General features: G+C 42.5%; 13 protein-coding genes and 1 pseudogene. 3 read left to right on the top strand and 11 right to left on the bottom strand.

The features are described from left to right. Positions 1-156 precede the first annotated feature (156 nt). Positions 157-504, top strand: a pseudogene (locus tag RMY64_RS18325) (Uma2 family endonuclease); the annotation flags it as partial. 374 nt (positions 505-878) lie between these two features. On the opposite strand, the gene RMY64_RS18320 reads toward RMY64_RS18325, so the two are convergent. The 6 genes from RMY64_RS18320 to RMY64_RS18295 all read right to left on the bottom strand — a co-directional run bounded on the left by RMY64_RS18320 (position 879) and on the right by RMY64_RS18295 (position 10,092). After that, positions 879-1,535: a hypothetical protein gene (locus RMY64_RS18320; protein ID WP_322700788.1), complete on the bottom strand. Its 657-nt coding sequence runs from the start codon at positions 1,533-1,535 to the stop codon at positions 879-881. Then, the gene (locus tag RMY64_RS18315) at positions 1,487-3,196 is read right to left on the bottom strand and encodes an NACHT domain-containing protein (protein ID WP_322675510.1); all 1,710 of its coding nucleotides are present in this window, start codon (positions 3,194-3,196) and stop codon (positions 1,487-1,489) included. The genes RMY64_RS18320 and RMY64_RS18315 overlap by 49 nt, the downstream gene beginning before the upstream one ends. A gap of 349 nt (positions 3,197-3,545) precedes the next feature. Continuing rightward, positions 3,546-3,968: a hypothetical protein gene (locus RMY64_RS18310; protein WP_322675509.1), complete on the bottom strand. Its 423-nt coding sequence runs from the start codon at positions 3,966-3,968 to the stop codon at positions 3,546-3,548. Between the two features lie 536 nt (positions 3,969-4,504). After that, positions 4,505-8,233, bottom strand: coding sequence for a magnesium chelatase subunit H (gene bchH / locus RMY64_RS18305; RefSeq protein ID WP_322700787.1), 3,729 nt, complete (start codon positions 8,231-8,233; stop codon positions 4,505-4,507). Positions 8,234-8,317: 84 nt separating this feature from the next. Further along, positions 8,318-8,923, bottom strand: coding sequence for a hypothetical protein (locus RMY64_RS18300; protein WP_322700786.1), 606 nt, complete (start codon positions 8,921-8,923; stop codon positions 8,318-8,320). Positions 8,924-8,937: 14 nt separating this feature from the next. Further along, positions 8,938-10,092, bottom strand: coding sequence for an L-histidine N(alpha)-methyltransferase (locus RMY64_RS18295; RefSeq protein WP_322675506.1), 1,155 nt, complete (start codon positions 10,090-10,092; stop codon positions 8,938-8,940). 562 nt (positions 10,093-10,654) lie between these two features. Here RMY64_RS18295 and RMY64_RS18290 point away from each other — a divergent pair. After that, complete coding sequence (locus RMY64_RS18290; RefSeq protein WP_322683090.1) at positions 10,655-11,596, top strand: N-acetylmuramoyl-L-alanine amidase; 942 nt, start codon at positions 10,655-10,657, stop codon at positions 11,594-11,596. 319 nt (positions 11,597-11,915) lie between these two features. Here RMY64_RS18290 and RMY64_RS18285 read toward each other — a convergent pair whose 3' ends face one another. The 3 genes from RMY64_RS18285 to RMY64_RS18275 all read right to left on the bottom strand — a co-directional run bounded on the left by RMY64_RS18285 (position 11,916) and on the right by RMY64_RS18275 (position 20,942). Then, positions 11,916-13,499: a mechanosensitive ion channel family protein gene (locus RMY64_RS18285; protein WP_322700785.1), complete on the bottom strand. Its 1,584-nt coding sequence runs from the start codon at positions 13,497-13,499 to the stop codon at positions 11,916-11,918. Between the two features lie 467 nt (positions 13,500-13,966). Beyond that, positions 13,967-16,189 carry an EAL domain-containing protein gene (locus RMY64_RS18280; protein WP_322700784.1) on the bottom strand — a complete coding sequence of 741 codons (2,223 nt, stop codon included), beginning with the start codon at positions 16,187-16,189 and terminating at the stop codon, positions 13,967-13,969. Positions 16,190-16,631: 442 nt separating this feature from the next. Then, complete coding sequence (locus RMY64_RS18275; RefSeq protein ID WP_322700783.1) at positions 16,632-20,942, bottom strand: ATP-binding protein; 4,311 nt, start codon at positions 20,940-20,942, stop codon at positions 16,632-16,634. A 155-nt stretch (positions 20,943-21,097) separates the two neighbouring features. Here RMY64_RS18275 and RMY64_RS18270 point away from each other — a divergent pair, with 155 nt between their 5' ends. Then, positions 21,098-21,328, top strand: coding sequence for a hypothetical protein (locus tag RMY64_RS18270; RefSeq protein WP_322700782.1), 231 nt, complete (start codon positions 21,098-21,100; stop codon positions 21,326-21,328). Between the two features lie 210 nt (positions 21,329-21,538). Here the strand turns inward: RMY64_RS18270 and RMY64_RS18265 are convergent, their stop codons facing one another. Together RMY64_RS18265 and RMY64_RS18260 are read right to left on the bottom strand one after the other, a co-directional pair. Further along, entirely contained in the window at positions 21,539-23,872 is a 2,334-nt protein-coding gene (locus RMY64_RS18265) for an EF-hand domain-containing protein (RefSeq protein WP_322700781.1), read from the bottom strand. Positions 23,873-23,954: 82 nt separating this feature from the next. Then, positions 23,955-24,150, bottom strand: a 196-nt coding sequence (locus tag RMY64_RS18260) for a hypothetical protein (RefSeq protein WP_322700780.1), incomplete at its 5' end; no start/stop codon positions are given.

Here is a 24,150-nt window from a genome sequence, read left to right as displayed (position 1 = left end):
GGACATTAACAGATGATAAAATTTAGACACAAAAAGGCTTTTCACCCAGTCCCCAGCGATGCACTGAGCTTGTCGAAGTGTCCCTAGTCCCCAGTCCCTTGCTATAACTGAGGTTTGCTAAAGTCAAAAATATCCGGCAACTCCAAGGATTGGCAAATGGTTAGAGAGTACTCACCCCAGAGACATCTGCCTCCGCTTGAAAGTGGCGTAGGCGTAGCCCGTCGTAGACATCGCTTAACTCGCCCTGAATTTGAACGGCGTTATGCGGCTGCAACCCATATCAAAAAAGCAGAACTGATTGAAGGAATCGTTTACATCGCATCTCCTGTAAGACATGAGCTTCATGGCAAACCCCACAGTCGGGTGATAACTTGGTTAGGAGTCTACCAATCACTGACTCCTGGTGTTGATTTGAGTAATGCCGCAACAGTCAGACTAGATTTAGACAATGAACCCCAGCCAGATGCAGCGTTGTTTATTGAACCAGACGCAGGCGGACAAACATCAGATGGTGCAGGTGTTGGAGGTGGTGCAAGCGGGGTTGAAGTCACCGGAACATGATGCGTTTGTGCAGCAGTTGAAGAAATACACAAGTCTGAAATAGTTTACTCACTGAGTTTTCGTGTCAGTTTTACCCCACCCTAACCCTCCCCTTTCCAAGGGGAGGGAACAAGATTTCCTGTTTCCCCCCTTTATAAGGGGGGATTAAGGGGGGTAATTCGACTTGTATACACACCGTAGCCTTTCCAATGGGAGTGAACTAGATTTCCTGTTTCCGCCTTTTTAAGGTGAATATAGGGGGATTTAAAACGTTTTACAACCGGCTAAAGAACTTTTAAAACATCCTCTTAAAGTGAAACAGGAATAGGAGGGTACATCTAGCTAGGTTCATTCCAAGCCCTAATCGCTTCAATCGCAATACCAGCAGGAGCAAATAAAATCTTTACAGTCTCAATACCTGCTGCTGTCACTGCTCTTTGCAAACGTACTTTGAACTCTGGATTATTTTTGATAACTTGCTCAATCGCTTGCCTATTTTTAAGTACTGGATGACTCTCAACAGCTTGAGCCACAATAGGTTGAGCATCGATTACAGTCGGTTTATCCTGCTCTATTTTCTCAAGCAACTGCTCAAGCACAGTTTCTAATTTAGCAATATCTTTTGTGGATGCGTAATTGTTTTGAGTGCCAATGTTATCACCTTCGATATTTCCTGTAACACTGCCTGTGATGTTGCCAAAGGTAGCGCCTGTGAAATCATTTGTAGGAGTTTCTGACATAGTTATGAGTGTTTTATCAAGTTTTTTTAGAACACTAGTTAAAGGATCGGCGTTGTTTGTTTCCTCATTCAAGACAGAATAATAAATTTCATGGTTATAAAATTTGCACCGCTCTTGAATTTTGTAAATTGCATCGTTTTTATATAATGGTGTTTTTAATTGTAATTCCCATATCTGATACAAAACTTCAGAGCCAGCAATTTTTCCTAAGGTCTGTGCGGCAGTCCTACGAACAACGGAATCTTCATCCTGCAAAACTTTACTTTAATCAAGGCAGATACTGCTTCTTGGTTGCCGATTTTTCCTAACGCCTCTGCACTTATTCTACGAACATTGTAATCTTCATCCTGCAAAACTTTAATCAAGGCAGATACTGCTTCTTGGTTGCCGATTTTTCCTAACGCCTCTGCACTTATTCTACGAACATTGTAATCTTTACCCTGCAACGAATTACTTAAAAAAGTAACGGCATATTCAGAATGACTGATACCCAAAAATTCAACTTTAAGTAACTGATGAATGTCTAACTCTAAAATTAAATCGACTGTTTTTTTCTGATGCTCCCACTTTACTTCTCCTGCCAATCTTGCCCCTAAGTTCAAATCTACATCTAAAGCTAATTTTACCACTCGTAAAGCCTGCCTTTTATCACCCACCAGCCCCAACATCAATGCCACGGGTTCTGTCCACTTCAAATAATTCAAATAATCCCGTTTCAGCCTCTCATCACTAATATTGTCAAGCTGTGAGAGTATAAATTCTGCGGCGTAGTATTCCTGAATTAGCTGATGACGAAATTCAATCTGGTCGTCTGTTCGCAATTGAATTAAGTGATACTTGAGCAAATCTTCTATCCAGCGTCTTGCACAATCATCAGGATAAGCTACTTTGTTCTGTAAAAATGTTGCTAAAAAATTCCTAGCTTGCTGTTTAGCAATAGTTAATCGCAACTCAGTCGAATTGTCGCCTTGCATCATGACAAATGCTAGATGCTGCAATAAATCAGTCTGCCAGTTACGTAACCCTTCAGCAATAGGTACATCTCCCTTGAGTTTGTGATACTCTCCAGAGAACCAACGAAACAACTCACCTAAACTAGTAGGAATTTGTTTAGCATCATTGAATACTTCACACAGCATCCACAATAACAGCGGCGTTTCCGCCAATTCCCGCAAGCGTCCAGCCAACTGTCGCAGCATTTCATCACCCACCTCTGAATAGGCGCGGACAAAATGCTGCATCTGTGCTTCTGTGAGGGGTTGCATTTCCAGTTTTTTTTCAATACCTAAATCACCCCCCACCCCCAAATACCGCGTAGTAAAAATCATCGGCGTGACTCGGTGGTATTTCTGCCGAAATCCGTCTAAATCTCGTCTAGCTTGATCGTTGGGTAATTCATTCAAACCATCTACAAGTAACAAAAATTGCCCTGTAAACAGTAGATTTTCAATCTCTTCGCTGTTGAGGTCTAAGTTATAGCGAGTCAAAAAGTCCCGAATTAAATCCAGCACCGAAGTTTTGTAGCGCCTTAACTCCACTAGCACAGGAATTTTCTGATTTGGTTCTCTTTGTTTCCCCTTTTGAGCTTCTTCCCACAACAAACGTTCTAAAGCTGTAGATTTGCCTGAACCCGGTTTTCCTACTAACAATACATGGACGGGTGCATACTTCCGTAACCCTTCGAGGATATTCAACCGTTCAATTTTTTCTCTGTCTGGTGCTTCACCTTCTCGTTGCTGTGGTACTGTTTGCACCATCAAACTCAAATCTAAGCGTCTGCGCGATTTTTTGGGTTCAAGTCTTTGACGGTCTATGGCATCAGTTGGTGTGTATAAATCTTGCCAATCTCTATATGTGTCATCCTCGCTGATAGATTCTAGATACGTATGAAAATCTATGCTGTGGTCTGCAACCATAGTAGTCAATTGACCGAGGACTTTTAAGCGCTCTTTTATATACTACACAATAAAACGCTCAATTCTTTCTATGGTGTCCGTCCTACAAAGGTAAAATTGATATCCCGCAAGGAACTGAAGTTCCTTGCTAATAGCAAAAGTCATCTGAAGATGACTAAATATACTCAAAAATATTTAGTCTACTTTAGTAGACTTTAGCTGTTAGCCTGGGAATTGATTCCCAGGCGGGTGAGGAAGCTAACAGATAAGCTATTTCTAGCTTAAGTTGACACTAATGGGCAGTGCCCATAGGCGTCAATTTAACGTAGAACTAAACCCTAGTGGATTTTACTCAACTCACGCTCGCACCCTACACCCGATTCATAGATCCATTTGCAGAAGAAAGCTTCACAGAATCGGCTGCTAAAGAATTGGTGACTTTGGAATTGTCTAGTACGCTTCGCTTCTTCTTGGTATTACCTCGTCTAGCACCACCCGCCATCTCGTATTCTGGGCTGGTTTTACCGTAACGGCTGCCAACTCCTAGTAACATTTGTTCTGACATCGCTATTACAACTTTTTCGGCGTTATTCACGTCATCTGTAAGTTTGTCAATGGTAGATAATGCAGTGTTGTAAGCAGCAAGCTTAGACCGGAGATCGTTAATTGCCACGGTGTAAGCTTGTATAGTCAATCCTTGGCCAAAGTCAAGTTCTACACTGATAGATTGCATACTTTCAATCCGGCGATCGGCTCTTTCTAAAGCGGTGGAATTTCTTTTACGACGTGCCATAATGCATCTCTGCTACTAGGTTATTAGTACTGTTTTATACCAAACTTTTTCTGATTGTCATGGGAAAATATCGCAAATCAGTTGCAATTACATTTCTCAAAGTTTAATTAATTTCACTTAGAACATATTCTATTTCCGGTATTAAATAGATTCATAATTTCGTTACAACAATTGCTGCAATGACTTAAGCCTTTCTTATACATGGAAGAACATTTGTTGCACAGCATTGAACAATTGCAGCAAAGGCTTATATATTTGCCAGAAAAACTTAAGCCTTTCTTATACATGGACGAACATTTGTTGCAAAGTATTAAGCCTTTCCAGCAAGGGCTTATACATTTGCTAGAAAAACTTAAGCCTTTCTTATACATGAAGTAATCTTAGCTGCAAAGGTTTAAATTTTTACAGCTTCAAGCGTAATAGCGTAGGCGTAGCCCGTCGTAGACATCGCTTTCAATACGGTTCGGTTAAGTGAAGACGCGATAAATCGCCGTCTCTACAATAATTTTTATTTGAACTTTTAACGCATCTACCTTCTAAACTGTCACACCTTCCAACTCTTCATCCGTTAACTCATACAATTGACGCAATTTATCTAACTTATCACCATCAGCTTCCCAGAAACCCCGCCCATGCGCCTCCAACATTCTCCCTAAAATATTGCGAAAAGCTTCAGGATTCGCCTTCCGTAACTTCTCTGCCATCTCTGCATCTAATGCATAAGTATCTGCCGCTTGGTCATAAACCCAATCATCGCTAAAATCAGCAGTACCACCCCAACCAATCAACGCCGTCATCCGTTGAGAAATTTCAAACGCACCACCAGAACCTTGATTCGCCATCGCTTGCGCCCATTTGGGATTTACCAACTTGGTGCGATACTCCATTCTGAGCAAATCATCTAACTTGCGCGGTGTGGTATCCTTCGAGAAACTTTCTACAAAGCTGGTTGTAACCTTCTTACCGCCTTGTTTTTCTGCTGCCTTTTTCAAACCGCCGGTATTGGCGTAATATTCTTGAATATCAGTTAAACCATATTCTACCGAATCGATTTCTTGAACAATGCGATCGCTAGTTTTTAACAAGGTATTCAAAACTTCTGGTCTAGCTTGACCTTTATCTTCTCGACCGTAGCTAAATACATTGCGACTTTGCCAAGTATTGCCTAACTCCTCGCCAGATTCCCAGTTACCATCAACCACTCTATCATTTACCAAAGAACCAAAATCACCCGCCGGATTAGAAAACAATCTCGCCGAGGCATTTTCCACACCTTGGGCTTTTAAAGCTAAAGCGTGTTTCCTGATAAAATTGCGATCGTCCGCTTCATCAGCATCAGCCGCTCGTTGAAATAAATCATCCAGCAATTCGATGATATTTACAAAACTATCTCGGAAAATTCCAGACAAATTACCCAACACATCAATGCGGGGATGTCCAACCTCCGCCAACGGCTTTAATTCATAACGAACAATTCTACCAGTTCCTTCTTTAACAGGTTCAGCCCCCACCAATTCCAACAGAATCCCTAAAGATTCACCCTTAGTTTTAATCGCATCCAATCCCCATAACATCACCGCTACCGTTTCTGGATATTTCCCATGTTCATCCAAATGCTGGGCGATAATTTTTTGAGCAATTTCTCGTCCCCGTTCATACGCCGCAGGCGAAGGCATCCGATAAGGATCTAAAGCATGAATATTTCTCCCCGTCGGCAAAACACCAGCCCCATCCCGTAATAAATCCCCACCAGGCGCAGGCGGAATATACTCCCCATTCAACCCCCTTAACAAATTCGTTAACTCATCGGTAGATTGCATCAACAAATCTTTTATTAGTTTTTCCTCTTCTTCTCTTTCTTCATTTTTTCCTTCCTCTTCCCCAAAATATGCCTCTAAATAAGAAGCCAATTCCTCTTCATTTGGTGCTTCCCCTAAAGTATGCAGCCCAGAAGAAAACAACCGATTTTCTAAAAATTGCAAATATTCATACAACTCCACCAAATAATCATCAAAAGCATGATTGCTAAACATCCGTACATTTTCAGGAGTAAACGCAAGTCCCAACTTTTTCGCATCCGCAAACGGACAATCTGCATCCAATCCAGAGTCCACAATTTTTTTACAAATCCCTTCCTTCAAAACATAATTCTTTTGCGGATCTTCCCGATACTCTGCAATCAAATCGCGCAACGCCACCAATTCCTTATACAAACCTGCACGTCCATAAGGCGGTACATTATGAGAAATCAATACACCATAACCGCGACGTTTTGCCAACATCGATTCAGACGGATTATTCGCCGCATATATATATAGATTAGGCAAATTTCCTAACAGAATATCCGACCAAGAATAACCAGTATTACCTAACGGAGAACCAGGCAACCATTCCACCGTCCCATGCATTCCAAAGTGAACTATAGCATTAGCTTGAAACTCATTTTGCAACCATTTATAATAAGCGGCATATTGGGGATGAGGCGTTAAATCCCGTTCAAACATTAAGCGCATTGGGTCGCCTTGTATCCCTAATGGTGGTTGTACACCTATCCACACATTGCCTAATTGCACACCGCCAATTTGGAATTCTTCACCATAAGTTTTAATACCAGTTCCCGTGAGAGATTTCCATTGTTTTTCGATGCGGGAGGTTTGCAGATATCCCAACCATTTTTCTAGAGTGCGAACATTGACACTGTTTGTGGGGTGGGCATCTTGCCCGCCATTATCTAGGGGCAGGCGAGACGACTGCCCCACAAGAGGATTAGCTTCATCCGCCTCTTTCACCCAGCGAATCAATTCTTCGCCATCTTCTGGCAAATCTCCGACGCTATAACCTTGTTCTTTGAGTGCGTGGAGAAACTTCAGCAAACTACGCGGCACATTTAATAATGCAGCTGTGCCCACAGCACCATAACCTGGTGGAAATCCATATAATATAATGGCAATTTTGCGTTCCGATGCAGGTTTTTGCCGCAAAGCCACCCAAGTTTTTACCCTACCAATTAATCGCTCCACCCGTTCGGGAACCAGATAAATATTTTCACCCACCAAACCACCAAGGGGAACGGTATCAATAGCGCCATCTAATTCTGGTAATGCGTACAATACGACACTTTGCAATCCGCCGATACCTTGGCGCGTCCACGAGGAAATATCTTGAATTAATAGTGGTGCAGCAACAATATAAGGTACATTCTTGGCAGTGAGGATGCGTTTTGCTACTTCTATTTGACGGCCAGCTTCCATTGAACCAGCCGGGCCACCCACCAGAGGAAAGCCAATTGTGGAAACGATCGCATCCACTTTTACTGCTTCACTTGATAGTGAGGGAGTTTCTATATTACCTAGTTGTCGTTGCTGAATTTCATAGTCGGTTGTCATTAAATCTCGTACCGCCACGTGTCCTTCTACGCCGTTGATGAAGATGGGTAAAGGAGTTAAACCGGCTGATTCAAAACTGCGAATTAGTTGGGGAATGTAGGGTTGTTTGGTGATGACGTGTTTGCGGTAGAGGAGAATTCCGACAACTGGTTTTGTGGGGTGGGCATCTTGCCCGCCCTTCGGGAATGGCAGGCGAGACGCCTGCCCCACAAGATACCATTCCAAATATTCGCGGGGCGATTCAAAAAACCCTTGATAATCGGGATGGAGTAATCCGATGTTGGGGGTTTCAATTAGCGGGGGAATGTCGCCGACTTTTAAATCTAAGTATTTTTCTGCCAGTGTCCAGAATAATGAAGCGACGTTTTCTGGGCCGCCAGCATTCCAGTAACCATAGATAATTAACCAGTTGCGTAAGTCTTGGACTTTTTGCACTGGCACGTATTTCAGTAGTTTGGGGCCAATTTTTAAGAAGCTGATGTAACCAGCGAGTTTGTCTTCTTCTCGTCCATTGCTAAATTTGTCGAGGATAAATTTAACTGGTTTGGGCATTCCTTTGGGTTTGTCGCCAATGGCAAAGTCACCCAACTTGGTTAAACTTATCAATTCCAAGGCTGACTCGAAAACTAGGCGGATGGGAATTTGGGCAATGCGATCGCGCAACCACACAACTTGGTCATAATCAAATAGTAGGCTACCGAAAAACACATCAGCGCCATCGAGTGCTGTTTCTACCTCGGCGCGTTTGGTTGTAAGATCGCGATCGCTAAATACCCGAATATCCAACTCAGGACAGCGAGAGTTAGCCAAAAAGGCTGCTTTTCTGTACAAGTCAGCGTTGAATGATTCAAACCCAGCAACCAAGACGATGCGTTTCATGCCTGTAAGCTACGAAATATTTCTTTACTTAAATTTTAAACGTGCTTCCAGGCTGATTATTAAATATCTACCCACAGATTTTGGTCAGTAGTTCCTTGAAGGGATGAGGACTTCACTATCACTACTACCTTTAGGATATTTTGATTGCAAAAAAGTTGTAATATGTTGAGTTAAATTCAGTGCATCATTGAACTCTTTTGACTGCTGTAGCGCTTCGTATAGCAAACGAATTTCTTGTGCTGACAAGTTTGTGAATGTACGCAACTCGGTAATATCTAATCTCCGGTTAAACTCATTGGCAGTATGTCGCCATTGATGTATAAGCGAAAATAACTCTCTATCTTGACGTTCTGCAAACACATTAGATGCGATCGCTGTTTCCGTCACTGATATAATTAATCGCGGAAAAACTATCGGTCGTCCTGGTCTATGTGAGTTTGGATTAAATCGTTCGTCAGATAAAATTACGTCATTCGATCTGCACTCATTCAGTAAGGCACGCAGAAATTCTATCCTCTTTTCGTTAGCTGATGCCCATCGTTCGCCAAAAATCCCGGTAATTGTGGCTAATAATCCCAGACCTGTTAGTATTGGTTCCAAATTTTTTTCATCTTTAGTCCACCAGACGGCAGCTAAAATAAATCCCAGAAGTAGAGGGAAAAACGTGATAAAACTCACTAGGTTTTTCATACTCATATCACATCTTACCTTTTAGACCATATATCATTTGCTACAGAAGGATTCTTGTTAATTCCTGAAGAGTCAGCGGCAATTAAGATTAAATCCATGCCAAATCCATTTTTTAAACGCGGTTCCAATACTGTGTGTAGCCTATCAACAAGCACCAGGTTGCAGTCTGATATAGTTTTCTGGATGCCATTAGAAGCATATTTCCGACTCAGATATAAACGAATCGTATCTTGGTCTTCAAAATTCATTACTGAGCGATCGGGTAACATTACTTCAATTTTGTTTTCAGTTAGATTGCGATACAGGATTTTTATTAAAATTCCTCTATCAGCTTCTACAGTACCTTCAAAAAACACACTATTTAAGTCGATATGTAAATCAGTATTTTGCAGCAACGCGCTGGTAACAAACTCTTTAAACGATTTAGTTTTTGCGTATTCTTTGGCAGCATTTTGTGCTGCTTCTTCGCTTAATTCTTCGGTGGTAGCTACTTCTAGGAGTAGTCTATCTTCAGGTCGCATTAGTTTAGAAATAGTTTGCAAAAGTTCTGTATCTTGTTGAAAATTAGCTAATGTGTTCCCCAGGAGCGAAAATAGCACAGGACTGTTATTGATAACTCTATCTAGTAGTTTTCGTAATTCGTCAACATTTCTCTCAATTGAGAAGTCAACTTGAATTGGCAATACATGGCTACCTTGCAATTGCGATCCTCTCGTTGCTTGTTGCACACCTAGCCTTAACATTTCCGAACTCATATCAACTGGAAAGTAGAGGAGATCGGGATTTACGTTGAACAATAAACTTAAAATGTGTTGGTCTTTCTCACCGGTGCCGACACCTAAACTTACATAATGATATTGCCGATCTTTGATATTATTGAAATTAATTTGATGCCATCGATATCTAAAAGATTCTATACTCTCTTTCATTACAAGATAGAAGCGATCGTTACAAGCACGATCCCAGGCGATGGTTGGGCCGATTCCCCAATAGGAAAAACCAGATAAAATCTCTTTTCCATCGCCTGTTGCAGAAAATTCCCCTCTCAATTCTTGCGTGAGTTCTGCAAGTTTGCTAGATTGATCTTCCCCTATGAAACAAAGAGTCCACCCTAAGCCGGGTTCATTGATGGAATTCTCCAGTAGCTTCACAAAATTTAAAGATCCCATGTTGAGCCTCGTTTCTTGAGCAGTTTATTTGATAAATCTCGCACAGGTGTGTCTAGAAGCGCTCGCGTATTCATTAATACTGTAAAGCATTATGTGTTAAGCTGCTCAGGGTTAACAAGAAGCCAAGGGTAGAGTCTGTCAAGGGTTTACGGCCTTATAAACCCAGGTTCACATCAGGGGGTGCGTTCGGTTTCGGGATTTGGGCATCTTAACTAAGTACTTTTGTCATGGCTTTCCAGTTTTACAAAGCGTTATTATCTAAATAATGGAGGCAATTACTAGATTTCAATTTATTGCAAAATTTTACTGGTTATTCTCGATATTGATAATTTATAATAGTTGTGTTTTTGGTTACAATATAGCTTGTAATTAATGGATTTTACCAAATCAAAGTTACTGCTCAGGTTCGCACAAAAACTTATTTGGTTTAATAGCATAGTCATGCTGAAAATAATGCAGCCATTGCTAACAAGTATTTTCACAAAGTTATTAACAAAACTTTGTCTATATAATTAGAAGAGTTTTGAATTAGTGTAAAAACAATTAACTTGAGGATGAAATAATGAAATTCGGAATCGATAGCGGGCACAATTGTCCACCAGATACAGGAGCTAGAGGGATTAAAATCGAGGATAATTTAACTTTAGATGTCGGTAATAGAGTTATAACCAAATTAAGAGCTTTAGGAAATGAAGTCGTAGTATGTAAACCAAGTAGTGCTAGTACAGTACGTGAATCACTCTCAAAAAGATGTTCTACAGCTAATGCGAGTAAAGTAGATATTTACGTCTCGATTCATTTTAACTCTTTTAACGGGCAAGCTAACGGCACAGAAGTATTTGCAACTAGCGATACAGGTAGAAAAATTGCTAAACCTGTATTAGATGAAATCATCAAGTTAGGATTTTTTAATCGTGGCGTTAAGAGTGGTTCCCACTTGTTTGTTCTGAAAAATACAGATATGCCTGCTATCTTGATAGAATGTTGCTTCCTCGATTCGCAAAAAGATATAAATCTTTTTAATCCTGAAGCAATGGCTAATGCAATTGTCAAAGGCTTAACTGGTAAAGTGCCAAGTGTTCCTGTTAACCCTGTACCAGATGAAGAAGATAATGTAGATACCACGATTCTCAGACTGCAAAAAGCCTTAAATCGACTAAAAATAACTGATAAAAATGGTAAAACATTAGTGGAAGATGGCTTCACAGGGGCTAACACCAAATCTGCTGTAGAAAAATTTCAGACTATTGTTGGGGTTCAGTCAACTGGAATTGCTAATGAAGCTACATGGAGTGCCATAAATCAAATTTTGGCAAAACGAATACTTAGACCAAATCATGCTGGTAATGCAGTTGTCAAATACTTGCAATACCGTTTAGGTGTTGAGAATGATGGCGTCTACGGGCCGCAAACAGAGGTTGTAGTTAAAAACTTTCAAAAGCAAAATGGTTTAGATGCTGATGGAATTATCGGCCCTGCTAGTTGGCAGAAATTAATTGGTTAGACTGATGGGGACTAGAGACTAGAGACTGGGGTAGTAGTGCTGAGTAAAGATGTTAGGAATCTAACATCTTTACTCAGAACTGGGAACAGGTTAAACGCCGCGTTACTGCTAACAGAACTTTTTTGCCTAATAATAAATGAAGAAGCTAATTTTAGCAAATTACAACCATATTTTGTTCATAACATCTTTGGCAAGTACACAAACTGCCAAAGCATTTAAGATAGCATTGATATTGCTTAAAGGCATTGAGCTAAATTAATTAAAATAAATAACCAAAGCGTAGGAAATCACCTATTCTGCTGACAAGAATCTGTTCAACTTAACCTTCGGCACTTTCAGCGCGCACGGGAATTATAATTCCTTCCTGTTGCAGTGCATTCGTAAAAATCTTCCGAAGAACGCGCTGAATCTGAAGATGTTTTCCTGGCTTTACTTTCGTCAATGTTCGTAGCAACAAGTTAGACTCTCCCAAACTTTCGACTCCATCCACCTGTGTGCTTTCTAGTACATCTGGATCTTCTGCTTTTAACTGCTGTCCCACCTCCTCAATTACTTTGTATACGTGCGCTAAGTTGGAATCATAAGGCACGCCAACTTCTACTACTGCAAAGATATACTGTTTGGAGTAATTAGTAATTGAGCCAATATCGCCATTGCGAATAATCTGCAATTGACCGTTAGGATGTCTGACACGAGTGGTTCTGAGTTCAATCGCCTCGACAATACCTTCGACAACTTTCTCTTCGGCTTTTCCAGCTTCAATATAGTCACCTACTAAGTAGTAGTTTTCAAACAAAATAAAGAAGCCGCAAACAATATCGTTAATTAATGTTTGTGCCCCTAACCCCACAGCGATGCCGACAATACCAGCACCCGCAAGTATGGGAGTTGGATCGATACTCAGGGCATAGAGAATGAAAACTGTAGCGCCGAAGTAAATTAAGTATTGTAAGAAACTACGAAACAGAGGAACGAGCGTTAGGCGTCTACTTCTTTGAATATCAGTTAGATTCTGCTCTTTGAACAGCACTTCTTCAATAAGTAAGTAAACTACCTCAAACAACACGCGACTAATGAAGATAATACCGATTATCTTGATAATTCGCGGGCCAAAAGTTGCGACATTGGCAATTAACTGCACCTGTTGAATCACCAATGTTGCCATGCAGACATAAATCACAAATTCCAAGCAGCGCTTTAAAAAGGGTATTAAGTGTCGGAGGCGATCGTAGAATCTTAGCAGGTTATCAGGATTGGAGTATCTGATGCTGAGAGCATCTAGACTATCAACGATCGCAGCGGCTGCTTTGAGTATAAGCAAGCCAACGGCAATGATTAGATAGATTCGCAGGGCGATGTACAAATATTCCGAAACCGTAGTTGGTAATTTGAGAAACTGGGCACACAAGATAGTAGCCCATAGCCAGATTCCACCACTGATTCTGTCATAGAAGGCGTTAAAGAAAGCATCAATACTTTCATCGTCAGCAGTATTTTTTTCTAAGTTCTTGGCGCGAGTGCTGGCTACCTTCAGCCAATATTTGAGAAATTTCAGCGCGATCGCCGCTAAAATCAAAGTGCCAATACTCTGAGCTATGCCAATTCCTAGTGTCACCCAAAATCCTGATGGGATACGCTCAATCAACAAGAGTGTGTATTGCTGAAGGTTTTCGCCCCGATAAACTAGATAAGCATTAGCACCCACAATCAGAATGCACGACACCACGCAAACAAATAACAATAACCCTGTGATATTTCGGCGGAGGGTTTTGATACTTCTATTGTCGTTTTTAGGTATAAAGGTTTTAGTAAATAGCTTGAATAATTTGCTGAAAACCCAGTTCAGTAATAAAAAAACAAAGATTATCAGGCTGACTTCAGCCAAAATAATTAATACATTCATATATGAACAGAAAACTGAATCAGTTTAACAGTTGTATATCAAAATCTCTTGAGATCGTCAAAGTTTTTTTATACATAGATGATTATTATTTCATATAATCACAACTTGTCAAGCCATTAACATTTTATTCACACGTTTACTTTTCGTCTTATCTTCACCAACTCAACGTAAGTGAGAATAAATCGAAGTAAATTAAGTAATGTAAAAAATATTGAGATTATTTTTTAGTGACGGCTTCAGCCTTCATTTGCTCTCACTACAAACTTTGCATTATTGATGCCGCTTTCCTTAAGCGATGCTGATAGATGATTACCCCTGAATTTATCCAATCGAGAAAAGATTTTTGTTCCATTGAAATTCAGAAAAAGTCATTTCAGCAACGGCTAGCTGTGAAAAAGATTTACTGGCACTGTCAGGGGGAAATAACGATTCTTCCAACGAAAGCTGGTAGACGGGATGAAAGAGGATTATTTAGCATCAGCATTCTTACAATCCATCTGCACGACACAATTTCTCCCTTGTGCTTTTGCCTGGTAAAGTCCTTGGTCAGCAGCAGCAATTAAGGTTGCAGGAGATAATTGGCTATGAGGAGTGATGGTTGCCACACCAAGACTTAGGGTAATGAATTTACTGACCTGAGAACGGGGATGAGGCATTTGTAATGCACTAACATTGATTTGAATATCTTTTGCAACTGCAATGGCCCCTTCAATATCAGTATTCGGCAAAATAACTGCAAATTCTTCTCCGCCATAACGAGCCACTAAATCAGCGGGGTGTTTAACTGTCTGAGAGATTGCCTTAGCAACCTGTCTAAGTGCATCATCTCCTGCCAAATGTCCATGCGTATCGTTGTAAAGCTTAAAGTAATCGACATCACACAAAATCAAAGATAGCGAACCTTGCTCTCGTGCCAACCATTGCCACTGTGTATTTAACGTGTCATCAAAGCAGCGGCGATTTGCTACTTGGGTTAGACCATCGGAACAGGCAAGGCGCTGTAATTCTTGGTTTGCTTGTTGTAATTGGTGGTAAAGTTCTGATTGCTGAATAGCGATCGCAGCTTGACCTGCTAACTGGTTAAACAAGTTAATCTCCGATTGCTGCCATTGTCTCGGATGACGGCATTGGTGAGCAATCAATAGTCCCCACAAACGCCCTTGCTGTAAAATTGGTACGACAAGGTTTGCCCGGATTTGCAGACTTCTAAGGAGGTCAACATGGCACGGTGATAATCCCGCAGTTTCAATGTTTTCGATCGCTCTGGTATTACCTTGTTGATAGTAAGCTGCACGCGTGGATTGAAAGCAGGTATCCATGACGTGAAATCCCAAAATCGACATACACCCTTCTGCTAAGGATTCTACAGCGACTAATCCACTCCAGTCTGGCTTAAACTGATACATCACCACTCGATCTACCTCAAACAGTTGTCGCACTTCGGCTACCGTGATTTGCAAAATCTCGTCTAACTCCAACGATTGTCGAATGCGCTGCGTTACAGCCGCAACAATTCGCTCAGACTCACTTTGGTGTTGGACACGCTGCTCAACCTGCTGAGAATGTGCCGATGCTAGAGTTAATGATGCGATTTGCTCAAAGAAAGGGGTTGTAGTGACAGGCGCTGCACTGGGTTTAGCAATCAAATAGCCTTGAGCAAAATTTGCACCTCGTTCTCGCAGCCAGTTCAGTTCCTCAATGCACTCAATTCCTTCAGCAACGGTTTGAATATTTAACTTTTGAGTAATCTCTAGAAGCTTCTCGGTAATCGAAGCTTTGTAAAGGTCTTGATGCACATCTCGAATTAACTCCATGTCCAGCTTGATAAAATCTGGACGTAACTGATGCAGCAAGTTTAGGCTGGAATAACCAGAACCAAGATCGTCAAGAGCGATTAAAAACCCAGCATTCCGGTAGTATTGAAGCACTGCCTTGAGGTGGGCTAAATCTTGAGGATTGTCTGACTCCACGACTTCAAAAACAACGCGATCGTGGGGAATTCTGGCAGTATCAATGGCCTCTACCGTACTACGTAGGCAAAAAGCTGGGTCATAAAGTGACGTTGGTGCAAAATTGATGAAAATGTGCCCATTTACTTGATGGCGGCTGAATTGAGTGATTGTGCTCAGACGAGCAACTTGGTCGAGTTGTGGTAGAAGTCCGGCTTCAGTTGCTAACTCCAGAATAGATGTCGGTAGTACTAAATTGCCTTCTTCATCTAGCCCTCGCAAGAGCGATTCATATCCAAAAATTTGCGATGTATCGTTAATTGAAACAATTGGTTGAAAGTAACTGGTGAATCGTTCTGTTGCCAGCATTTCAACCAGCCAGTCGGATTGGTTTAACTTAATGAAGCGTTGTAATGAGGCTATGTCACTAAAATCATGGAGTTGAGGTTGGAAAGTGCCTTGCATGAAAAGGACTTGCGTCTCTTTTAATTCTCTTGGTGCAAGTAGTTTAGCCAGGTTACGGGCAATTTCTAGAGACTGTCCGGGTCTACACTCTAAACTCAAACCTGGTCGCTCGTGCATCAGTTCATACTTAAGGGAAAACTGCTGTAGGTAAGAAGTGACTTTTATCAGGGTATGTGAAACGGGGAACCAGAGAAAGAGCTTACCTGCTTCCTTAGTCCGGCAGCGTGCAATATTGCGACAAGCACAGGTTTTGGAGATAGGACATATTTGGCTCATAGCTAAATAATTTGCTCAATCCGATTTATTCTATTATTCCCATTATTTTTACTGTAAAAGATAAACTACACTTCAAATACATGAAGATTTGATGAGTTAAGTAAACTGCATAATTTAGCTGAGTAAGTGACTTTGCGACACATACCAAAATTTATACTCAAAGCCCAAGTAATTGCCGATGTATTTTGTACAATCAAGCAACAAAAAGAGGAGTTATATTAACAATTTAAGTTACAAATTAAAAGTAAAGTTAGCCAAATTAGTGACAGCGTTTAGCTAGATTAATTCAGAGTAAATATATCTTTTTGAAGAATGAATAGACCTCAATAAATAACAAAATATTTAAAACAAGTTAATAAATTAAGCCATGAATCAAAGAGCTTTCATCCTAAATCCCTCTCCCAATGTTGGGAGAGAGACTTTGAAATTGGCTCCACTATACTTAGACATGCCCACTTCTACCAATTAGAATTGCAATTTCCTTGATTAATTCCTCTGGTTCGACGGGTTTAGACAGATGCTTTTGAAACCCCGATTCAAGTGCTTGTTGCTGATTGATTTCTCCAGCATAAGCAGTTAAAGCGATCGCCGGAATTTGTTTGGCTTGATTTGCCTGCAATGCTTTAACTTGGCGCATTAGCATATAGCCATCCATCTCTGGCATCCCAATATCACTGAGCAGCATGTCTGGTTCTGACTCTGCCAAAATTTGTAATGCTTCTTTTGCTGATGTCACTGCTGTCACCATTGCTCCAGCCTGTTCTAGTACAAATGTGTGAAAGTCACGGGTATCATCGTCATCATCTACAACTAAGATTTGGCTGCCTGCCAGGATTTCAATCGCAGGAGAAGGATTTAGTGCAGCAATATCTATGTTTGGTTTTGGGGTTAAATCTTTTTTAATTAGTGGTAGCCGGACTCGGAAAATAGCTCCTTGCCCCTCACCTAAACTTTCTGCCTGAATCGTGCCGCCATGTAATTCGGTCAAATGACGCACAATTGCTAACCCTAACCCCAATCCACCAAATTTTCGGGTTGTCGTGCCATCAGCCTGACGAAAATATTCAAACACGTAAGGCAGAAACTCAGGGCTGATTCCCTTACCTGTATCGCTGACGGTAATCTGAGCTTCAGCCCCAACGTACTCTAGTTGAATATCAATTTTTCCTCCTTCAGGAGTGAATTTAACGGCATTCGATAAGAGATTCCAAATAACTTGTTGTAAACGACCGGAATCACCCAAAACTTGCCCGAAAGAAGCATCCAGCATCGTCTGAATTTGAATATTTTTAGCTTCTGCTGCCAAACGGACTGTTTCCAATCCTGCCTCAATCACCAGTACTAGGTTGACAGGTAACATCTTCAAGTTGAGCTTGCCTTGTAAGATCCGAGAGACATCGAGCAAATCTTCAATTAGTTGAGCTTGTAATTGAGCATTCCGCTCGATAGTTGCGATCGCTTTCTTTATGGCTGCTGTGTCAAACTCACGAGTCTGCAACAGTCTCGCCCAACCAAGAATCGGATTCAGAGGCGATCGCAATTCATGGGAAAGTACCGCCAGAAACTCATCTTTTATCCGGTTGGCTCTTTCGGCTTCAGTTCTGGCAGTTTGCTCGAGTTTTAGGAGGCGATCGCGTTCGGCTTCTGCGACTTTGCGTTCGGTAATGTCAATCACTGAGCCGATATAACCTTTAAACTCACCGTCCACTCCAAACCACGGATTCGCAGCATCGATGCAAGAGCGATATTTGCCATCTTTGCGCCGCAAGCGGTACTCCAAACGAAAAGCCGAATAACTGCTACTAGCTTCCAGAAAAACATTCCTGGTGTCATTGCTGTCTTCTGGATGCACAGCATTTAACCAGCCAAATCCCAAACCCATTTCCTCGCTCTGACCTGTAAAATCATACCAGCTTTGACTGAGATAGGTGCAGTCGCTATTGGTATCTGTCACCCAAACCATGAAGGGGGCATTATCAGCCATGTTGCGGAACTTTTCTTCGCTTTCCCGAAGGGCTTTTTCTGCTTGTTTGCGATCGCTAATTTCTGTAACAAAAATGCTGACTCCTTCTGCAAAGGGGTAGATGCGATTCTCAAACCAGCGCTGCGAAGCTGGATAAAAGTATTCAAACTGAACAACAGTATTTTGGGCGATCGCCCGATGAACCTCAGTATCAAACTCGCTTTTAACCATATCGGGAAACACTTCCCAAACGATCTTACCTAGCAACTCTTCTTTGGGGATGCCAACAATTTCTGCTACCTGTTCATTGACAAAGCTATAACGCCACTCTCGATCCAACACAAAGAACTGGTCTTGAATACCAGCGATAACAGTCTCTAGGTGTGCTTTAGCGACCTCAGCTTCAATTCGCAACCCTTGCTCGCGTTCCATTGCCTCTTGGCGGAGACGAGCCATTTTTAGGGCTGCCTCTACCCGCGCCAACAATTCACGGGCAGAGAAAGGTTTAATCAGATAATCATCGGCTCCCGCTTCTAACCCTTCCACCCGTGCTTCTTCTCCCGCCCGTGCCGACAACAGAATGATGGGAACTTTTTGCGTCAGCGGATCGGCTCGTAATGCTTGCAGCAGTCCAAAACCGTCTAATCCAGGCATCATCACATCTGTCAGTACCAAATCGGGGACACGTCCACGAGCCGAATCCAAAGCAGCTAAACCATCCGGCACTGATTCCACCTCATACTGTTGACTTAATAGCCGCTTAACATAATCGCGCATATCTGCGTTGTCATCCGCCAAGAGAATCCGAGCAGAGGGTGCAGAAGAGCGGAGGGGCAGGGGGGCAGGGGAGGCAGGGGAGGCAGGGGAGGCAGGGCAAGAATCTATATATATGTTGTAGTCTTCTTGAACTAGTTCTTCTCCCCCTGCTTCTCTTCTCCCCCTGCTTCCCCTGCTCTCTTCTTCCGGTAGCCACCGCAGGGCTTCTTCTAAATAAGGTGTTGCACCTAATGCAGTTGAAGCTAAAGTTCGCGGGGCACTAATTCGGTCTGGAGGCAAATGAGCATATCCTGTTGGAATTGACACAGTAAAGCAACTGCCTACTCCAAGAAGACTGGTAACATTAACTGTTCCACCATGCATTTGCACCAATTCTTGCACCAGTGATAATCCAATTCCTGACCCTTCAAAAGTTCGTCCTTGCGCTCCTTTGACGCGGTGGAATCGTTCAAAAAGGTGGGGGATTTCTGCGGCTGGGATACCGATTCCTGTGTCTTTGACTGCAAACTCAACATGGTCATTTAACCACTGCAAACTGACTGCAATTTCTCCAGCCATCGTGAACTTGAAGGCATTCGAGAGTAGGTTAAGAACAATTTTTTCCCACATCTCTCGATCTACATACACTGGTGCTGGCAGAGCCGGACAATTAACTGATAACTGCATCCCTGCCCGTTCTACTGCGGAACGAAATACACTAGCTAGTTCTGCGGTGAAGGTGGCAAGGTTGGTGGGTTCATAAGAGGCTTGAACCCTTCCGGCTTCAATGCGTGAAAAATCTAGCAAGCTGTTGACCAGTTTCAGTAGCCGAAGTCCGTTGCGTTGCACCATTTCTAGCTGCTCTCGTTCTTTGGCTGGAAGCAGAGTAGCACAAGTGGTTAAGGTGTCTTCTAATGGCCCCAACATCAGAGTCAGTGGGGTACGGAACTCGTGGCTGACGTTGCTGAAAAAGACGGTTTTGGCGCGATCGATTTCTGCCAAGGCTTCAGCGCGTTTGCGTTCTTCCTCGTAAGCTTGGGCGTTAGCGATGCTGGCGGCAATTTGAGCCGCAACTAAATCAATGAATCCTTTATAATTGTCATCGAATAGCCTGAAGGGGTTCAAACCAGCGATTAATATACCAGCTTTTCCGCTTTGACCAGATGCGGCAATGGGTACTGCGATCGCTTGATGGGGCGATCGCTGCCAAACACCACAGGGTAGACTACTAAAAGACACTTCCAAATCGGAAATCAGTTTGGCTTGATGCGTTTTGCTCACTTCCGCAAACGGCCAAACCCCATCAGCATCGAGAGGCACTGTTTCTGGAACTGCTACGTGGTTTTGCCCAATGCGGCACGTTCCAGCCAGAAAAACTTCCTGCTTATCGGGATCGACCAGATAAATCATTGCGAACGGGAGATCGTAAGGGTTGCTCTCCAGACAACTCGCACTTAGCGTACAGGCTTCATCGAATGTCCGCGCGTCTGCTGTCCTCGCCGCTAGTTCGCGCAAAAGTGCCAATTGACGCTCGCTGATAATCCGCTGCGTGTCCTCTGTGTTGGCGCAGATGATCCCACCTGTGTCGCCCTGGTCATTAGGAACCGGGCTATATGAAAAAGTATAATAGGTTTCCTCTGGGTAGCCATTGCGCTCCATAATTAGCAGTAGCGCTTCGTCGTAAGTACCCTCATTCTTTAGCATTGCTGATTCGGCGCGAGGCCCAACCTGATCCCATATTTCCCGCCACACGTATGAAGCCGGCTGTCCAAATGCTTCTGGATGTTTGCCGCCAATAATAGTTTTATAAGCGTCATTGTAAAGGTTAATCAGTTCTTCGCCCCACCAAACAAACATGGGTTGACGGGAAGTTAGCATAATTCGCACGGCAGTCTTCAAACTCTGCGGCCACTGCTGTGTTGGGCCAAGGGACGTTTTTGACCAATCCTGTTCTCGCATCCTAGCCCCCATTTCACCTCCACCGATAAGGAAATTTACGTTGGCGTTGCTTGCTAACGTTGACTCGTTCTTCATTAATTCCTCTCGATTGGTCATGTACGGTTACAGGCTACATCGGTGGTTATCTTTTAGAAAAAATCCTCTATAAATTAGACTAGACCTTTACGCTTCTAAACACTTATTTTAGAGGATATTCAAAGGCATATACAGGGTGAGATACCAACTCTACTGTGACTTTTCAAAGCATTGAAATTGCTTTTTCGGGGCAAGCTTCTACTTTGGCTATTTTTATTGTCTCCTTTATATCATCGATATTTCAAGCTAGCTACCAAGGGCAATTCTCATTAGACAATGATGTTGCAACGGCGATCGCTACCCACAAGCATTTGGCACGCTGTAGCTCAAGCAGACGCGTTTTAATAATGGGTCGCGCTTTAATTCCCCTGCCGAGGAAACTTTGAAGGAGGGGAATTAAAGCATTCTAAGTTAAGACTACCCCTTTCAAGGTGACTGGAAAAATCTCTCTTTTTCTCTTTGTGCGCTCCGCGTTTATGCGATTTAAAAGTAATTTATTTAACTACTCCAGACGGAGAAAACACAGAGTAAAAAATTAAAGAGGAATTTTTTGACCAAAACTTTTACTTACGTTGAAGGGATAGTCTTATAAGTATTTAAATCGTTTCTGTAAACATACCGGTTCGGGCAAACTCTTCTTCTTCAGGGGTGAAAAGTGGAGCTTTATCCACAAGGCTAGGTTCAAAGTAGTATGTTTCTTGGAGAAATTGTCCGTTAATGACAGCTTCCTCTAAATCCTTGATGTGGTTCTGTGCAACTATACACGCTTCCTTGAGGTTATTCGCATCGCCCTTCTCCAGCAGCTTTGGCAATTCTGTTTTTACCCCTGTCAGCCGTGCCAATGGCTTCAGAATTCCATAGATGTTGTAGATGCGAGCAGTTTCTATGCTGGTGTATTTGAGTGCATTGGCTCTTGCTAACTCAGAGTCAAGGCTGGGCCAAAAACGGGTGGTGTAGAACGCTTTTTCATCCTTGTGATACCATTCTTCCGATCGCGCAATGGAAGAAGAAACGGTGTTATGCAGTTTCCAGAAGAATAAGCGCAGGGAAGAACCATCTACGACGGTGGACAATTTTGCCTCCAATGATACCTCAAAGTCAGTCAGCTTGGGGTCGCGCCCAAGTATCAGGTATTCTACAGGATACATATCCACTTCCTTATTTTGGACAACATACATATTCAGGTGGTGTCGGCAGTAAGGACACGGGTACATTGTGGCAAACAGTTGGAAGAAATCTTTGAAGATTGCGACTGCCGCTTTTTGCTGTTCTGGTGTCTTGGTACAGACAATCTCAGCTGTGGTATGGAAGAAGCGCCACACTGCCGGGCCAATGTAGTAGGGGAAACTGACTCGCATTTGGGAATCCTTCACCTCAGTCCGATCTAGATAGACATCAATGAATGCTACATACTGCGATAGCGCCCCTGATTCTCGCCCAAATTCTAGGCGTTCCCGGCGTTTCTGCACTCCATTCAGGTAGTGATGCGTTAACCGCCATGCTTGTTTGAGGATCAATTTCTGTTTGGGAGTGCAACGGGGAAAATTTTCGGCAACATCCGCCCCGTAGCGGTTAAATTCTCCTGAGTTTTTTGTACACTGATACCATTCATCCAAAGCCGCTTCGTCGGGTACGGTGTTACTTTGGATATCTGCTGTGCTAGAAACACTAAACGCTGCCAATAACTTCGGCATAAAGTCCTCATACCAGTATGCTACTGGCATGATTGCACCATCTATTTCCTCAGTTGCTTGGGAGAGAATGACGCGGTTCCACTTGTGCAAATAGTCTTTTGGATTTGCCTGAGATTTAACTGGTGGTGGAGCCATTTCTTCGTTCAGTTCTATTCCCCTGAGACGATTGAGTTCGTTAATCGCCAGCACACCTTCTACGATGTCACCCAAGCTGAGACTTTTCTTTTTGATCGTAATTGCAAACTCGACTCCAGCAGCAAACTTTTCTTTGACATTGGCAAATTTACTCCGCGCTTCTAAAATCGCTTGCTGTTCTGCCAACATTTCTGGTGTCTTTGCCACTGTTTGCCAGTTCTTAATCCGCTCCTGCAATCGGGCGTATTCATCAGCAATCGATTTCACCACTGCATCTAGAACGGGGTAGCAATCTTCGGATACTATACCTAATGCTTTGTACAGTGCGATCGCCTGTTTAACAAACTCCACAAAATCAGTAATTCTGTATGGCAAGTTTTTCACCCGCAAGTGAGTTTCGTGATTTGCAGAGAAACTCTCACGGAAGCTGCGGTAGGCTGCTCCTTGAATCAAACGAAACAAACCAATCTGCATTTGTAAGAGAGATGTACCACTTTTTTTCTGATTCGGTGAGTTTGGATGTTGTGCTAACTGTTCTTTTAGCTGTGCCAACTCTGGAGTCGTTGCTTCTGGCGTCGGCTGGGTGCTGGCTGCTGCGGCCTCATTGGAAGTAGCCACTGTCTTGAGCGAACTGTTCAGGGAAATCGGTGAGTCTTGATAACCAGTTTTGCTTGACTCCTCCGGTACTAGCTGACAGAATTCCTCAAAGTCAATTGAGCCATCGCCATCATGATCTACTTCCTGCAACATCTCTTTCAACTCAGCGTCTGTCAGCCCAAACTGAGTCATCACTGTCCGCAGTTCAACGGCAGTAATTTCACCGCTACCGTCCTCATCAAAGGCACTGAAGGCTAATTTCAGGCGACTTTGGCGATCGCCTACTTTCGCAATCATCAGCGTTTTAAATTCTTCAAAATCGATAGTGCCTGATAAGTCAACGTCAATCTCCTTAATCAAGTCACGTAGCCCCGCTTCTGTGGGATTTTGCCCTAGCGATCGCATTACCTCCCCTAGTTCCTCGGTTGAGATCGCGCCGTTGCCGTCTACGTCTAATACTTTGAAAGCTTGCCACAATTTTTCTATTTCTTGTTCATCAATCATGGTTTTGTTCCAATTCTATATCTGTCACTAATAAATTTATTACCATGTTTTATAACAGCTACTTCAATGCTGTTTAATTATATTAAGTAAGTAGGTTCGGCGCTTGGCAGATTGTTAGTCGTGAAGATAATGCCACATATCGTCCAGAAAGTTCAAACATTCGTCCAGAAAGTTCAAACATTCGTCCAGAAAGTTCAAACATTTGTCCAGAAAGTTCAAACATTCGTCCAGAAAGTTCAAACATTCGTCCAGAAAGTTCAAACATTCGTCCAGAAAGT

It is taken from the genome of Nostoc sp. DedQUE08, assembly GCF_034530895.1.
Taxonomy (GTDB): domain Bacteria; phylum Cyanobacteriota; class Cyanobacteriia; order Cyanobacteriales; family Nostocaceae; genus Nostoc.
Note: the sequence above shows the minus strand (reverse complement) of the source record. Positions and strands in the feature narration are given on the sequence as shown.

Excerpts from the sequence above, each read along its gene's own strand:
- RMY64_RS18315 (WP_322675510.1), bottom strand. The coding sequence starts at position 3,196 with ATGGTTGCAGACCACAGCATAGATTTTCATACGTATCTAGAATCTATC.
- RMY64_RS18310 (WP_322675509.1), bottom strand. The coding sequence starts at position 3,968 with ATGGCACGTCGTAAAAGAAATTCCACCGCTTTAGAAAGAGCCGATCGC.
- bchH (WP_322700787.1), bottom strand. The coding sequence starts at position 8,233 with ATGAAACGCATCGTCTTGGTTGCTGGGTTTGAATCATTCAACGCTGAC.
- RMY64_RS18300 (WP_322700786.1), bottom strand. The coding sequence starts at position 8,923 with ATGAAAAACCTAGTGAGTTTTATCACGTTTTTCCCTCTACTTCTGGGA.
- RMY64_RS18295 (WP_322675506.1), bottom strand. The coding sequence starts at position 10,092 with ATGGGATCTTTAAATTTTGTGAAGCTACTGGAGAATTCCATCAATGAA.
- RMY64_RS18290 (WP_322683090.1), top strand. The coding sequence starts at position 10,655 with ATGAAATTCGGAATCGATAGCGGGCACAATTGTCCACCAGATACAGGA.
- RMY64_RS18285 (WP_322700785.1), bottom strand. The coding sequence starts at position 13,499 with ATGAATGTATTAATTATTTTGGCTGAAGTCAGCCTGATAATCTTTGTT.
- RMY64_RS18280 (WP_322700784.1), bottom strand. The coding sequence starts at position 16,189 with ATGAGCCAAATATGTCCTATCTCCAAAACCTGTGCTTGTCGCAATATT.
- RMY64_RS18275 (WP_322700783.1), bottom strand. The coding sequence starts at position 20,942 with ATGAAGAACGAGTCAACGTTAGCAAGCAACGCCAACGTAAATTTCCTT.
- RMY64_RS18265 (WP_322700781.1), bottom strand. The coding sequence starts at position 23,872 with ATGATTGATGAACAAGAAATAGAAAAATTGTGGCAAGCTTTCAAAGTA.